This is a genomic window from Comamonas piscis (genome assembly GCF_014109725.1).
In the GTDB taxonomy this organism is placed as follows: domain Bacteria; phylum Pseudomonadota; class Gammaproteobacteria; order Burkholderiales; family Burkholderiaceae_C; genus Comamonas; species Comamonas piscis.
Genome location: NZ_CP058554.1, coordinates 518,378 through 532,155, shown reverse-complemented (window position 1 = coordinate 532,155; position 13,778 = coordinate 518,378). Strand labels below are relative to the sequence as shown.

The window sequence follows — 13,778 nt, the reverse complement described above, 5'->3', positions numbered from 1 at the left end:
GTTCTCTATGTCATCCCCTCCCGCCCGCCAGGGCCACGGCATCAAGCTGAGCTACTACGACTTTGGCGCCACCACCTTTTTTGCCAGCCAGTACGACCAGCGCTTCAGCTACTGCCTCTATGTGCCCAAAAACTACAGCGAGAGCGACGACAAGGTCTATGACCTGGCAGTGATCGTGCACGGCACGGGCCGCACCGCCAGCCAGTACCGCGACCGCTTTGCCGACTTTGCCGACCGCAATGACTGCATCGTGCTGGCGCCGCTCTTCCCCGCCGGCATTGGCGTGGCGGGCGATCTGGCCAACTACAAGCGCATTCTTTTCCATGGCATCCGCTATGACCAGGTGCTGCTGTCCATGGTGGATGAGGTGGCGGCCAAGTACCGCTTGCGCAGCGAGCGCTTCATGCTCTACGGCTTCTCGGGCGGCGGGCAGTTCAGCCAGCGCTTTTTTCTGCTGCACCCCGAGCGCCTCCATGCCGTGTCGATCGGCGCGCCGGGCGTGGTCACCTTGCTCAATACCGACTACGACTGGTGGGTGGGTGTGCGCGACATCGAGCAGCGCTTTGGCCGCAGCCTCAACCTGGCGGCGATGCGCGCGGTGACGGTGCAGACCATCATCGGCACGGCCGACACCGCCACCTGGGAGATCACCATTCCGCGCGACAGCGCGCTGTGGATGGATGGTGCCCAGCTGCAGGGAGACAACCGCATCGAACGCATCACCGCACTGGCCGACAGCTTTGCCGCGCATGGCATCCGCGTGCAGCGCGACACCGTGCCCGGCATTGCGCACGAGCCCTTCAAGGTCATCGAGCCGGTCGAGGCCTTCTTGCAGCAGTGCCTGCGCACGCCGCAAGCCGCCCCAGTCTAAAACCCTGTCCAAGACCCCCTCGCCACCACCCCAACCACCACAAGGAAGACCATGCCCACCAGCCGCTCTCTTTGGTCGCCCGCGCTGCTAGCTGCAGCCTGCGCGCTCAGTGCCCACAGCCAGGCCGCCGGCGCCCCCGATATGCTGCGCGTGGCGCTGCATGCCGATATCGCCAGCGTCAACCCCGGTGTCAACCGCGATGGCAACTCCGACATGGTGATGGCCCATGTGGTCGAGGGCCTGGTGGCCTATGGCGAAGATCTGAGCATCAAGCCCATGCTGGCCAGCAGCTGGAAGGCCAATGACGACAGCACCAGCTACGACTTCAAGCTGCGCCCGAATGTGCGTTTTCACAATGGCAAGACCTTGTCGGCCGCCGATGTGGTGTGGAACTTCAAGCGCTACCTCGATCCCAAGACCAACTTCCAGTGCATCAACCGCTACAACGGCAAGATCGGCCCGGCGCTGCAGGAGGTGAAGGCGGTCGATGCGCAAACGCTGCGCTTTAGCTTCTCCGCGCCGGCGCCCAACTTTTTGATCACCCTGGCCACCATCCAGTGCACGCCCTGGATCATCCACCCCGAGTCGGTGGCCGCCAATGGCAGCGTCAGCCAGGTCATTGGCACCGGCCCCTACACCTTTGCCGAAAAGCAGACCGGCCGCTACACCGAGCTCAAGCGCTTTGCCGACTACAGCGCGCTGCCCGGCGCGCGCGATGGCTATGCCGGCAACAAGCAGGCCAGCATTGCTACCCTGCGCTTTGTGACCGTGCCCGATGCCAGCACCCGCTCCAACGGTGTGCTCTCGCGCGATCTCGATGTCATCGACGACGTGGACCCTGACACCATCAAGGTACTCAAGGACAAGGGCGTACAGGTGGAGGTGCAACCCACACCAAGCTGGGTGGTGCTGCAGGTGCAGACCGAGGCGCCCGCGCTCAAGGATGTGCGCATGCGCCAGGCGATTGCCAAGGCGCTGAGCCTGCCCGATGTGGCCGAGGCTGCCGGCAAGGGCCTGTTCACGCCCAACCCCTCGGTGCTGTCGCCATTGAGCCCCTACTACGACCAGCGCAGCAAGGCCTGGCCTGCCTATGACCCGGTGGGCGCCAGCGCGCTGGCCAAGCAGGCGGGCTACAAGGGCCAGCCCATCAGCCTGCTGGTGGCCAACCGCCAGGAGCGCGTGCAATTGGCCACCATCCTGCAGGCGCTGCTGGGCTCGGCCGGCATCAATATCGACATCAAGGTGCGCGACTGGGCCTCGCAGCTGGATCTGTATGGCAAGGGCCAGTACGAGCTGGCCATCTTTGCCTACTCGGCGCGGTTGGACCCCTTGCTGATGTATGAATCGCTGATTGGCGACAAGAAGGCCGAGCCCACCCGCCAGTGGGACGATGCGCAGGCCTCTGCCCTCCTCAAGCAAGTGGCGATGGAGCGCGACCCGGCCCGCCGCAAGGACCTGTTCAACCAGCTCCATGCGCTGATGGCCAAGGAGGTGCCGATCATCGGCCTGTACAACCTGCCGGTCGTCACTGCCATGTCGCCCAGCATCAAAGGCTACAAGGGCTGGCCTGCCGGCACGCACCGCTTCTGGGGCGTGACCCGCGCCGCGCCATAAAGCAACCTTTGCGCGAGGTCAGAACCGGTCTGGCTCTGCCACGCGCACACCTCTTTCCCCGCATTCCGATCTCTGCGTTTCACACCCTGTATGTCTTTCTCTGCAACCGAATACTGCCTGGCCGACGCCACGGCACTGGCCCAGGCCATCCGCGCTGGTGCGCTCACACCCCAGGCCGCGGTGGACCATGCCTTTGACGCCATTGAGCGCTGCAACCCCCAGCTCAATGCCGTGATCCTGACCATGCGCGAGCAGGCCCAGGAACAGCTGCGCCAGCTGCCGGCCGATGCGCCGCTGCGCGGCGTGCCGGTGCTGCTCAAGGACGACTGCCCCAGCTATGCCGGCGCGGCGATGTCCTATGGCTCGCGCGCGGCGCTGGGCAATGTCTCGACCACCGACCACACCCTGGTACGCCGCTACCAGCAGGCGGGCATGGTCATCGTCGGCAAGACCAATCTGCCCGAGTTCTCGGCCAATGTGGCGACCGCGCCCAGCCTGCATGGCCGCACTCTGAACCCCTGGAGTGCGGCACACAATGTCGGCGGCTCCTCGGGGGGCTCGGCCGCCGCAGTGGCAGCGCGCATGGTGCCGCTGGCCTATGGCAATGACGGGGCGGGCTCGATCCGCATACCGGCGGCCTGCACAGGGCTGTTTGGCCTGCGCCCCTCGCGCGGCCGCGTGGCCTGCGGCCCTGTCTCCAGCGAGAACTGGGGCGGGCTGGTGAGCCACCATGTGCTGACGCGCAGCGTGCGCGATTCGGCCCTGATGCTGGACCTGAGCGATGCGCTGGAGCCCGGTTCGCTCTATGCCGCGCCGGCCAAGGCGGAAGACTTCAGCCAGGCGCTGCGGCGCCCGCCCGGCCGGCTGCGCATTGGCGTGTTGAAAGATGCGGGCCCGGACCAGGCGCTGGACAGCAGCATTCTGCAAGGCCTGCAAGACACCAGTCGCCTGCTGCAGGAGCTGGGCCATGTGACCGAAGAAGCGCAATGGAACTTCTCGCACATCGATCTGGCCGCCGCCTTCAGCCGCATCATTGCCGCCTATACCGCGCTGGAGGTGGATGACCTGGTGCGCAGCACCGGCAAGCCCGCCACGGCGGAGTTCTTTGAACCGGTGAACCTGGGCCTGGCCGAGCAGGGCCGGCGCCTGGGCGCTGTCGAGTTGTTGGCCGCGCGCAATACCTGCAACAGCATCGCCCGGCGCCTGGGCGAGATGTTTGGCCGCTATGACCTGCTGCTCTGCCCGGTGATGCCAACCCTGCCCCAAGACTTGCAGGCGCTGGATGTGCGCCAGCCCGATGCGCAGCACTTCATGCAGGAGTTCATGGATGCCACCGTCTTCACCCGCCCGGCCAATGCCGCCGGCGTGCCGGCGATGAGCGTGCCGCTGTGGCAAAGCGCCAGCGGCCTGCCTATCGGCATGCAGTTCATCGCCCCCTATGGCGCAGAAAGCCGGCTGCTGCAGCTGGCCGCGCAGCTGGAGCAGGCCCTGCCCTGGGACCAACGCCTGCCCCCGGTCCACGCCTGATATATCTCTGACCCGACCCTCCCATGCTCTACACCAAACCCTATTACCAACCCCAGCAGCCCGCGCAGATCAAGGAGCTGGTCGACCGCGTGGTGCTGGGCACCTTGATTACGCCGCACAGCGAAGGCGTGGCGCTGTCTCACCCCGTCTTTCGGCTCGACACCACGCGTGGCGCGCTGGGCACCCTGGTGTCGCACGTGGCATCGGCCAGCGACCATGTGCGCTTTCTGCGCCAAGGCCTGCCGAGCATCGCCATCCTGATGGACCCTGGCGGCTATATCTCGCCGTCCTGGTACCCCAACTACCCGCAGCGCGACAGCGCACCGACCTGGGGATTCCAGGTGGTGCACCTGCATGGCACACCGCGCATGTTGGAAGAAGATGAACTCGTCGCCCACCTGCAGGACCTGGTGGGCCATATGGAGCGTGGCCGCCGCTGCCCCTGGGACAGCAGCGAGCTGGGCCCCGGCGGCATGGAGCGGCGCCTGCCCGGCATTGTGGGTTATGAGATGCCCGTGGCGCGCTGTGAAGCCAAGTTCAAGCTGGGCCAGGACGAGCGCCCGGCCGACATGCGCGGTGCCGTCGAGCGCCTGCGCGAGCAGAACCAGCATGCGCTGGCCGATACCATAGAGCAGCACTGCCAACTTCAACAGCCATGAGCACCACCGACCAACAGACCGACCCCATCGCCGAAGCCATTGCGCGCCACCAAAGCGGCCGCAGCGCCGTGCCCCAAGCCGCCGCCTTCCATGCCTGGGTGGCGCAGCAGCGCGGCAGCTGGAGTGGTGTGATGCCCGGCCTGGCGCAGGCGCGCATGGGGCACATCGATTTCCGCAGCCCCGAATCGGCCGTGGCCGCCGCCAGCGCCAGCATGGACCGCGAGGGTGCCACGCGAGCTTATGAGGCCCTGCAGCAAAGCCAGGGGTTTGAGATGGGTGTGGGCCATTGGATGGAGCAGCGCTGCGTCTACCAAAGCAGCAATTACGCATCCACCCGCCTGGAAGGCGCGATGCGCGACTGCCACCTGGGCGTAGACCTGTTTGCGCCAGCGGGCACGGCGCTGCGGCTGCCGCTGGCTGCGGAAGTGGTGGTGGCTGAAGTGCGTGATATTCGGCTGGACTATGGCGGCATGCTGGTGCTGCGCCACCAGGGGCCTGCGCACCCAGAGTTTTTCAGCATCTGGGGGCATTTGAGCCATGCATCGGCCCAGCGCTGGCAGCCGGGCGAGCAGATTGCCGCTGGCAGCGAGTTTGCCCAGCTGGGCGACTTTGCAGAGAACGGCTGGTGGCTGCCCCATCTGCATCTGCAGTTGTGCCTACTGCGCTTGCCCGACTTTAGTGACGCACCCGGTGTGGGCGAGCAGGCCTTTGCGCCGGTCTGGCAAGACATCTTCCCCAACCCGGCGCCGCTGCTGCGCGCCGATGATGAGGCGCTGCGCAGCTGAGGGCCGAACTTATTGACCAGCTGGGTCGCAGCGCACCTGGTTCATATAGATCGAGCAGTTGTACTTGTTGCCCTGAAAGCTCGCCTGGTAGCGCGTCGATTCACGCTGGCGGTCAAAGCCGAAGACCTGCACATGGGCCTCGGTGCTGCTGAAGTAGTTGGCCGTTTTCTCGGCGATCACCTGGTCTGACAGCACGGCATTGCTGCCAATGGGCGCCACGACATCACAGCCCTGCAAGGCCAGCACTGCGACACATACGGCGGGCCAGGCAGCGAAGGAAAAGCGTTTGCGCGAGATGGAGGGGGTCATCGGTGCATCCTGTGGGTAGCGGCAATGCGCTACTGTCGCACATCCGGCCGCTGCTGTCAGGGGGCCTGTCAGCGGCCTGCTACGGCTACGGGCGCAATTGCTACTGCAGCAGCCGAGCGCGCATTCCAGCGCTGCCAGGCCTTTTCATGGAAGAAAAACGCAAAGGCCTGCACCGTGGGCTCTAACAGGCTGAGGGTGAGCGAGGCAATCAAGTTGCCGGTGACGGCATAGGCCACCATGGCAGCGACCGTGATGTGGATCAGGTAGTAGCTACCGGTTTTTTTAAGGGTTTGGCGGTTGTTCTGCAGGCTGCGGCGGAGGGAGGACATGGCGGGCTCTTTCTTGCAATTCATCAATGGCGGTTATGTAAATGGTAATTATTAGCAATGGACAAAGCCAATGAATCCTCGCTAAAAACGGCATAGGCCAGCGCAATGCGAGGAGTCGCAGCCAGGTGGCCCACCCGCCAAGGGCTGCGCTATGATGCGGTGCGGTTGCCGACCGGGCGACGTGATAACACCTTCATAACAAGCCAGACGACCTATGACGACGGACCAGCAACGCAGCTATACGGCACCCTGCCCGGGTTGCGGTGCGCCTGTGGAATTTGCCAGCGCCCAGTCGGTGTTTGCGGTCTGCCCGTATTGCCAAAGCTCCATCGTGCGCAATGGCGATATCTTGAAGCGCATCGGCAAGATGGCCGAGGTCTTCAACGACTACAGCCCGCTCAAGCTGAACCAGACCGGCCAGTTCGCCAAGGGCAGCGAAGGCTTTCGGCTGGTGGGCCGGCTGCAGTACAAGGGCGAGACCGGCAGCTGGAACGAGTGGATGGCGCTGGGTGACAGCGGCGAGACCGCCATCATCAGCGAGGATAACGGCCAGTTTGTATTGAGCCGCGCCAGCCAGGCCCCCGCCAAAAACCTGCCAGCGGCCGACCGCTGGCAACCGGGCCAGAGCATTGCCATTAGCGGCGTGCAGTACAGCGTGACCAGCGTGGTGCTGGCCCAGCTGATGGCGGCCGAGGGCGAGATGCCGCACCAGCCCGAGCTGGGCAAGCCCTTTACCGTGGTGGAGCTGCGCACCCAGGATGACAAGGTGCTGTCCATCGACTACAGCGAGAACCCGCCTGCCGTCTACCTGGGCGCGCCGGTGCTGCTGGGCTCGCTCAAGATTGCAGGGCTGAAGGGCACGTCGAACAAGAAGGACCAGGGCCGGCACTTCAACTGCCCGCGCTGCGCGGCGCGGGTCGATATCAAGCTGGACACCACCCAAGCGCTGACCTGCCCGAGCTGCGGCTCCCTCATCGACGTATCGCAAGGCATTGGCGGCGAGCTGCGTGCCGCGATGCAGAAAGACCCGGTCAAGCCCCTGGTGCCGCTGGGCAAGATCGCCACCCTGGCCGGCAGCAAGTGGCAGCTGGTGGGTTTTCAGCACCGCGTGGGCATCGAGCCCGATGACGACGAATACTTTGGCTGGGACGAGTACCTGCTCTACCACAGCCAGCAGGGCTTCCAGTTCCTGGTCAACAGCAGCGAAGGCTGGAGCCTAGTCAAGACCCTGACCGGCGCGCCCGACTACCGCGCAGGCCGCAGCACGGCGACCTGGAAGCAGCAGACCTACCAGCTGCAATCGCGCTACCGCGCCGAGACCACCTATGTGCTGGGCGAGTTCTACTGGCCGGTGGCCCGGGGCGACAAGACCGACAATGTGGACTTTGCCCGGGGCAAGGATGGCGCGCAGCTGCTGAACCTGGAGCAAGGCGCGCGCGAGCTGAGCTGGTCTTTGGGCCGCAAGATGACGCCCGAGTCGGTGGCATCGGCCTTTGGCATGAGCGACCAGCTGGCGCTGTTCAAACCCGAGACCAGCAGTTTTTCGGTGCCCAAGCTGGGCTGCATGCCGGTCATCATCGGCCTGTTCCTGCTGTTCTTTCTGCTCATCTGGATGTGGCCCAAGGGCTGCGATACTGCGCAGGAGCGGCGCAAACTGACCGCCGACCCGACCTATGTGAGCAAGTGCAGTACCGGCACGGGCACGAGTGGCGGCCGGTCGTCCAGCGGTTCATGGGGTGGCTACAGCTCCGGCGGCAGCCACAAATAAACAATGGCTGGCAACAGCACGGCGCATCGCCCAACCCGGGCGCGCTTTTGACGAAGGAGAGAGTTGTGATGGATTTGGAATGGTTCCGCCCTGCGGCGTTTTTTGGCTCCATCCTGTTCGCCATGGTGGGCGTGGTGGTCTTCTGGCTGTGCTTTCTGATCATCGACAAGATCACCCCCGTGGACATGTGGGCCGAGATTGTGGAAAAGCAGAACCTCGCGCTGGGCGTGGTGGTGGCGGCGATGAGCCTGGGTATCAGCATCATCGTGGCAGCAGCGATCGGCTAGGCTGATTGCGCGCGGGCGGTGACAGCCAACGCTGTCAGGCGCCCTTTGCCAAAATAACGGCGCCTGGCCTTTGCGTGGGCGCCCTGTCTTTTTTCTCTATTCCGCCACCACTGCGGGCGCCTGCGCGCCCTGCACGGCTTCTGCAGCTCTCGCCCGTGTCGCCCTCCACACCAGCCAACCCTTCAGCTAACGCATCCCCCAGCCCTAGCCCGGATGGCCCCCTGGGCGCGGACGACGCGCTGGAGTTTGGCCATGCCGCCCAGCCCGCAGGGGCCGCGCGGCGCGCCAGCCCGCTGGAAGTGGCCATGCTGTTCAGCGTGTTTGTGGTGGCGGCCTGCGGGCTGCTGTACGAGCTGGCCGCAGCGGCACTCGCGTCCTACCTGCTGGGCGATTCGGTGCTGCAGTTCAGCACCATCATCGGCACCTATCTGTTTGCGATGGGCATCGGCTCCTGGCTGTCGCGCTACCTGGTGCGCGAGCTGCCGGCGCATTTTTTGCGTATCGAGCTGATGGTGGCGCTGGTGGGCGGGGCCTTGCCTGCCGTGCTGTCCATCGTCAACGCCTATGTGCCCAGCGCCTTCCACTGGATGCTGTATGGCACGGTGCTGGTGGTGGGCACCTTGGTGGGGCTGGAGATACCGCTGGTCATGCGCATCCTCAAGCGCAATGTGGTGCTGCGCGATCTGGTCTCCAAGGTGCTGACCTTTGACTATCTGGGCGCGCTGGCGGTGTCACTGGCCTTTCCGCTGCTGCTGGTGCCGCACCTGGGGCTCATCCGCACCGGGCTGGTGTTTGGCCTGCTCAATGCGCTGGTAGCAGTGTGGGCGCTGTTTCTTTTCAAGGAAGAGCTGCGCCGCTTTGGCAGCCATGTGCTGGCCTGCGGCCTGGTGATTGCCGCCTTGCTGGGCGGGCTGCTGGGTGCCGAACGGCTGACATCGCTGACCGAGGACCACTTCTACCAGGAACCAATTGTGCTGACCCGCACGACGCCCTACCAGCGCATTGTGGTGACCCAGGGCAAGCGCGGCGCGCGCCTGTACCTGAACGGCAACCTGCAGTTTGCGCAAAGCGATGAGTACCGCTACCACGAGGCGCTGGTACACCCTGTTATGAGCCGCTATGGCGCGCCGCGCAAGGTGGCAGTGTTTGGCGGCGGCGACGGCATGGCTGTGCGCGAGGTGCTGAAGTACCCCTCGGTCGAATCGGTGACCCTGGTCGAGCTGGACCCGCAGATGACCGACCTGTTCAAGAACGTGCCGAGCATGCAGGCGCTCAACAGCAATGCCTTGAACGACCCCAAGCTGCGCATCATCAATGCCGATGCCTTCCAGTGGCTACAAACGGCTGACGAGGTCTTCGATGTGATCATCGTGGACTTCCCTGATCCGACCAATTTTGCGGTGGGCAAGCTGTTCACCAACAGCTTCTACGCGATGCTGAGCCAGCACCTGGCCGCCAGCGGATTTGCGGTGATCCAGACCACGTCTCCGCTGATTGCACGCGAGAGTTTCTGGACCGTCGTAAACACCGTCGAATCGGTGGGCATGCAGGCAACGCCCTACCACGCCCATGTGCCCAGCTTTGGCGAATGGGGCTTTGTGATTGCCAGCCGCCGGCCCTGGAGCCTGCCCACCACCTTGCCCGAGGGCATGCGCTTTTTGAGCCTGCCCAGCCTGCCGCTGTTGTTTGACTTCCCGCCCGACATGGCGCGGGTACCGACCGAGGTGAACCGCCTGTCCAACCAGGTGTTGGTGCATACCTATGAGCGCGAATGGGGCAAGGTGGCGCACTGACATGATGGCCTACCACCCCTGCCCACTGCGAACCGCCCAGCCATGCAGCGCCGTTCCGTCCTGAAGGGCGCCGCCGCGCTGGCTGGCAGCAGCGCGCTGGCCGGCTGCAAGCCCGCACCGCCCAGCACCAGCGCCGCCCATATCCAAGGCAGCTTTGTGGGCCAGGCCTGGGAGCGCGGCCATGCGATGCGCGACCGCCTGGCACAAGGCCTGCCGCTGCCCGCGCCCAGCCGCACCCACCGCGTGCAGGTGCTGATTGCCGGCGGCGGCATTGCGGCGCTATCGGCGGCACGCGCCCTGCGCCTGGCAGGCACCAGCGATGTGGCCCTGCTGGAGCTGGAAGACCAGGCCGGCGGCAACAGCCGTGGCGGCACGGTGCAAGGACTGCGTTGCCCCCTGGGCGCCCACTACCTGCCAGTGCCCGGCGACAGCGCCCCCGAGGTGCAGGACCTGCTCGAAGAGCTAGGCGTGCGCCAGCGCGTGGCCGGCCGCTGGCAGTACAAGGAAGAGTACCTGTGCTTCAGCCCGCAGGAGCGCCTCTTTATCCACGGCGAATGGCAGGAAGGCCTGCTACCCACGCAAGATGTGGCCGCCAGCACCATCGCCCAGTACCAGCGCTTTGCCCAGCTGGTCGACAGCGCCATGCGCGCCCAGCCCTTCAGCATGCCCACCATGCGCAGCTGGCAGGCTCAAGGCGGCCTGGCCCCCGCCCACCAGGCGCTGGATGCCATCCGTTTTGACACCTGGCTGGCCCAGCAGCAGTTGGACGACCCGCATCTGCGCTGGTACCTGGACTATGCCTGCCAGGACGACTTTGGCGCCGGCTGCGCCCAGGTATCGGCCTGGGCCGGCCTGCACTACTTTGCCAGCCGCCACGGCTTTCAGGCTCCAGGCATGCCGGACGACGCGCATGACAGCGTGCTGACCTGGCCGCAAGGCAATGGCTGGCTCAGCGAGCAGCTCGCGGCCCCGGTGCAGGCTGCCGGTTGGCTGCACAGCGGCCACACCGTCATGCGGATTGCTGAGACGCGCCAAGGCGTGGAGATCGACAGCTTTAACCACGCCAACCAAAGCATGGAGCGCTGGCAGGCCGCGCACTGCATCGTGGCGCTACCCACCTTCATCGCGGCCCATGTGGTGCAGGACCCACCCGACTTTCTGCGCACCGCCGTGCAGGCGCTGGATTGGGCACCCTGGCAAGTCACCAACGTCCACATCCGCGCGCCGCTGCGCGACCGCCCCGGCGCCGAACTGGCCTGGGACAATGTGCTGTATGACGATGTGGCCCACGGCGGCCTGGGCTACGTCAACGCCGGCCACCAGCGCCTGAATGCGATGCAGCAACTGCCCACCGTCCTCACCTGCTACCGCGCGCTGGGCGGCAACCAACCCGGCGCCAGTGCCCGCAGCGCACGCCAGCAACTGCTGGCCCAAACTTGGGAAGCTGCCCGCGACCAAACCCTGGCCACCCTGGCCCGCGCACACGCCGACATCTACGAAAAAGCCAGCCACGTCGAGGTCATGCGCTACGGCCACGCGATGGCCATCCCCCGCCCCGGCACCCAGACCGTGCTGAGCCGCATCGGCCAACCTGCCAGCAGCTCCCAGCACCCAGCACTGATCAACGGCGAACGCCTCCAAGCCCTGCCGACCCCCAGCACCGGGCGCCTGCATTTTGCGCACAGTGACTGGTCGGGGTATTCGGTGTTTGAGGAGGCGTTTACACGGGGGTTGTATGCGGGTATGAACGCCGGGTAATGGGCGTCTCAACCCAAGGACCAGCGGCGTTCACCGACCTGGCGCGCTGCGGTCCGGATCAATCCGCCTGGACGTTGGCCGACTTAACCACCGCCGCCCATTTCTTGCGATCCTGGTCGATGACGTTGGCGAACTCCTGCGGGCTGCTGTGCAGCGGCTGGATGCCGAAGGGCTTGAGCGAACTTTCCATCGACGGGTCGCGCATCACCTCGACCAGCTTGCGGTTGAGGTAGGCCACGATCTCCGGCGAGGTCCCGGCCGGCGCCAGCACACCCAGCCATAGCGAGACGTCATAGTCCTTGAAGCCGGCAGTCTCGGCCATGGCCGGCACCTCGGGCATCGCCGGCATGCGCGCACGCGACGTTACTGCCAGCGGCCGCAGTTTGCCACTCCGGATGTACTCGCCAAAGAGGGATGCGGTGTCGAACGTCATGTCGATGCGCCCGGCCAGCAGGTCGGGCAGCCCCGCCGAGCTGCCCTTGTAGGGAACATGCTGTATGTCCACCCCAGCGATCGATTTGAACAGCTCGCCCGACAGGTGGCTGCTGGTGCCGTTACCCGCCGAGCTGAAGCTCAGCCCGCCCGGTTTCTTCCGCGCCAGTGCTACCAGTTCGGCCACCGATTTTGCCGGCACCTGCGGGTTCACCACCAGCAGGTTGGCGGTGACATGGGTCAGGCCCACCGGCGCAAAGCTGGTGGCCGGATCGTATTTGAGGTTGGCATACAGGCTGGGATTGATGGTCAACACCCCCATCGTCGAGTACAGCAGCGTATAGCCATCCTTGGGGGCGTTGGCAACGGCCTCGGCACCAATGCTGCCGCCCGCGCCGGCCCTGTTGTCCACGATCACCGGCTGGCCCAGCGCCTCAGCCAGCTTCTGGCCCATACCGCGTGCCATCTGGTCGGTGGCGCCGCCTGCCAGGAAAGGCACCACCAGACGGATAGGCTTGCTCGGATAGCCACCCGGGCCCTCGCCCGCGTGCACGGCGGTCATGGCCACGGCAGCCAGAGCGAGTCCGGCGATGAATTGCTTGCGTTGCATTTGATGTCTCTCCATTTTTTATGCGTTGTCGGGGCACGGCGAGCCCGCCCAACTGCCAGTGTAGGCACACCGCACAATCCTGTCCCAGCCAAGCTGCGGCAAGGCTGGCATGCATTCCGAGACATAGCGGCCGTGCCTGCATCGCATCAATGCGCATAACAGAAGTGATGCTGCAGAGCTGGCTGCCACCGGGGGCCATTGGATAGACTGGTTCTTTGCCATCACCGAGAGAAGAGACATGAGCGACTGGAACGAATTGACGCAGTTGAAGGTAGAGGTCAGCGACCATATTGCCGTGATGACGCTCGACAGCCCCCCGGTGAACGCGCTGACGCGCACGCTCAATGACGAGCTGACCTGGGCGCTGGACCGGGTCTCGGAGATGGACGAGGTCCGCGTTGTGCTACTCACCGGGGCGGGCAAAGTGTTCTGCGCAGGTGCAGACCTCAAGGGCCGGGCCGATGTCATCAAGGGCCCCGGTGACCTGCTCGCACACTCACGCCGCACGCGCGAGTGTTTCCATGCGATCCGCGAATGCGCCAAGCCGGTGATCTGTGCGATCAATGGCGTGGCGCTCGGATCGGGCCTGGCGATGGCTGCGTCCTCCGACCTGCTGCTGTGCTCGGACAAGGCCTCGCTGGGCCTGCCCGAGGTGGATGTGGGTCTGCTCGGCGGCAGTCGCCATGCGATGCGGCTGTTCAACCATACCCAGCTGCGCCACATGATGCTGACGGGCTACCGCATGCCAGGCGTCGAGCTGTACCGCCTTGGCATCGTTCTGGCCTGCACCCCGCCTGAAGAACTGATGCCCACCGCGATGCAACTGGCGGCCGTCATCGCCTCCAAGAGCCCGGTGTCGACACGCATGGGCAAGCACACCATGAATGTGGTCGAGGACATGAGCCTGCGCGATGGCTACCGCTATGAACAGGACATGACGGCGCAGATCGCCAAGACCGACGATGCCAAGGAGGCGCAGCTGGCGTTCAAGGAAAAGCGCGCCCCGGTGTTCACCGGGCGTTGAGCGCAGGCGGCG

At 65.3% G+C, this 13,778-nt stretch carries 13 protein-coding genes; 10 read left to right on the top strand and 3 right to left on the bottom strand.

Annotated features, from left to right (window positions below):
* Window positions 1-7 precede the first annotated feature (7 nt).
* From HS961_RS02455 to HS961_RS02435, 5 genes are all read left to right on the top strand, one after another.
* Window positions 8-871, top strand: coding sequence for an alpha/beta hydrolase (locus HS961_RS02455; protein WP_182326220.1), 864 nt, complete (start codon window positions 8-10; stop codon window positions 869-871).
* Window positions 872-922: 51 nt separating this feature from the next.
* Window positions 923-2,485, top strand: coding sequence for an ABC transporter substrate-binding protein (locus HS961_RS02450; RefSeq protein WP_182326219.1), 1,563 nt, complete (start codon window positions 923-925; stop codon window positions 2,483-2,485).
* A 90-nt stretch (window positions 2,486-2,575) separates the two neighbouring features.
* Window positions 2,576-4,012, top strand: coding sequence for an amidase (locus HS961_RS02445; protein ID WP_182326218.1), 1,437 nt, complete (start codon window positions 2,576-2,578; stop codon window positions 4,010-4,012).
* A gap of 23 nt (window positions 4,013-4,035) precedes the next feature.
* The gene (locus tag HS961_RS02440; RefSeq protein ID WP_021027987.1) at window positions 4,036-4,671 is read left to right on the top strand and encodes an FMN-binding negative transcriptional regulator; all 636 of its coding nucleotides are present in this window, start codon (window positions 4,036-4,038) and stop codon (window positions 4,669-4,671) included.
* Complete coding sequence (locus tag HS961_RS02435; RefSeq protein WP_182326217.1) at window positions 4,668-5,456, top strand: peptidoglycan DD-metalloendopeptidase family protein; 789 nt, start codon at window positions 4,668-4,670, stop codon at window positions 5,454-5,456. Before HS961_RS02440 ends, HS961_RS02435 begins: the two co-directional genes overlap by 4 nt.
* A 9-nt stretch (window positions 5,457-5,465) precedes the next feature.
* Here the strand turns inward: HS961_RS02435 and HS961_RS02430 are convergent, their stop codons facing one another.
* Both HS961_RS02430 and HS961_RS02425 read right to left on the bottom strand, forming a co-directional pair.
* Entirely contained in the window at window positions 5,466-5,765 is a 300-nt protein-coding gene (locus HS961_RS02430; protein WP_182326216.1) for a hypothetical protein, read from the bottom strand.
* Window positions 5,766-5,833: 68 nt separating this feature from the next.
* On the bottom strand, window positions 5,834-6,094 hold the full coding sequence (locus HS961_RS02425) for a DUF2061 domain-containing protein (protein WP_182326215.1): 261 nt from the start codon (window positions 6,092-6,094) through the stop codon (window positions 5,834-5,836).
* Window positions 6,095-6,308: 214 nt separating this feature from the next.
* Between HS961_RS02425 and HS961_RS02420 the strand changes: the two genes are divergently transcribed.
* From HS961_RS02420 to HS961_RS02405, 4 genes are all read left to right on the top strand, one after another.
* Window positions 6,309-7,862, top strand: coding sequence for a DUF4178 domain-containing protein (locus HS961_RS02420; protein ID WP_182326214.1), 1,554 nt, complete (start codon window positions 6,309-6,311; stop codon window positions 7,860-7,862).
* Between the two features lie 68 nt (window positions 7,863-7,930).
* Complete coding sequence (locus HS961_RS02415; protein WP_021027983.1) at window positions 7,931-8,149, top strand: DUF350 domain-containing protein; 219 nt, start codon at window positions 7,931-7,933, stop codon at window positions 8,147-8,149.
* A gap of 305 nt (window positions 8,150-8,454) precedes the next feature.
* Window positions 8,455-9,942 carry a polyamine aminopropyltransferase gene (locus HS961_RS02410; protein WP_182328081.1) on the top strand — a complete coding sequence of 496 codons (1,488 nt, stop codon included), beginning with the start codon at window positions 8,455-8,457 and terminating at the stop codon, window positions 9,940-9,942.
* Window positions 9,943-9,984: 42 nt separating this feature from the next.
* Complete coding sequence (locus HS961_RS02405; RefSeq protein WP_182326213.1) at window positions 9,985-11,700, top strand: FAD-dependent oxidoreductase; 1,716 nt, start codon at window positions 9,985-9,987, stop codon at window positions 11,698-11,700.
* A 58-nt stretch (window positions 11,701-11,758) separates the two neighbouring features.
* Here the strand turns inward: HS961_RS02405 and HS961_RS02400 are convergent, their stop codons facing one another.
* Window positions 11,759-12,742 (bottom strand): Bug family tripartite tricarboxylate transporter substrate binding protein, encoded by a 984-nt coding sequence (locus HS961_RS02400; protein WP_182326212.1) that lies wholly within the window; start codon window positions 12,740-12,742, stop codon window positions 11,759-11,761.
* 238 nt (window positions 12,743-12,980) lie between these two features.
* On the opposite strand from HS961_RS02400, the gene HS961_RS02395 reads away from it, so the two are divergent.
* Window positions 12,981-13,766: an enoyl-CoA hydratase/isomerase family protein gene (locus HS961_RS02395; RefSeq protein WP_182326211.1), complete on the top strand. Its 786-nt coding sequence runs from the start codon at window positions 12,981-12,983 to the stop codon at window positions 13,764-13,766.
* Window positions 13,767-13,778 lie beyond the last annotated feature (12 nt).

What these genes read in the sequence shown, in the direction of transcription:
- HS961_RS02405 (WP_182326213.1), top strand. Translation starts at nt 9,985, where the DNA reads ATGCAGCGCCGTTCCGTCCTGAAGGGCGCCGCCGCGCTGGCTGGCAGC.
- HS961_RS02450 (WP_182326219.1), top strand. Translation starts at nt 923, where the DNA reads ATGCCCACCAGCCGCTCTCTTTGGTCGCCCGCGCTGCTAGCTGCAGCC.
- HS961_RS02435 (WP_182326217.1), top strand. Translation starts at nt 4,668, where the DNA reads ATGAGCACCACCGACCAACAGACCGACCCCATCGCCGAAGCCATTGCG.
- HS961_RS02430 (WP_182326216.1), bottom strand. Translation starts at nt 5,765, where the DNA reads ATGACCCCCTCCATCTCGCGCAAACGCTTTTCCTTCGCTGCCTGGCCC.
- HS961_RS02400 (WP_182326212.1), bottom strand. Translation starts at nt 12,742, where the DNA reads ATGCAACGCAAGCAATTCATCGCCGGACTCGCTCTGGCTGCCGTGGCC.
- HS961_RS02445 (WP_182326218.1), top strand. Translation starts at nt 2,576, where the DNA reads ATGTCTTTCTCTGCAACCGAATACTGCCTGGCCGACGCCACGGCACTG.
- HS961_RS02395 (WP_182326211.1), top strand. Translation starts at nt 12,981, where the DNA reads ATGAGCGACTGGAACGAATTGACGCAGTTGAAGGTAGAGGTCAGCGAC.
- HS961_RS02455 (WP_182326220.1), top strand. Translation starts at nt 8, where the DNA reads ATGTCATCCCCTCCCGCCCGCCAGGGCCACGGCATCAAGCTGAGCTAC.
- HS961_RS02415 (WP_021027983.1), top strand. Translation starts at nt 7,931, where the DNA reads ATGGATTTGGAATGGTTCCGCCCTGCGGCGTTTTTTGGCTCCATCCTG.
- HS961_RS02425 (WP_182326215.1), bottom strand. Translation starts at nt 6,094, where the DNA reads ATGTCCTCCCTCCGCCGCAGCCTGCAGAACAACCGCCAAACCCTTAAA.
- HS961_RS02410 (WP_182328081.1), top strand. Translation starts at nt 8,455, where the DNA reads ATGCTGTTCAGCGTGTTTGTGGTGGCGGCCTGCGGGCTGCTGTACGAG.
- HS961_RS02420 (WP_182326214.1), top strand. Translation starts at nt 6,309, where the DNA reads ATGACGACGGACCAGCAACGCAGCTATACGGCACCCTGCCCGGGTTGC.
- HS961_RS02440 (WP_021027987.1), top strand. Translation starts at nt 4,036, where the DNA reads ATGCTCTACACCAAACCCTATTACCAACCCCAGCAGCCCGCGCAGATC.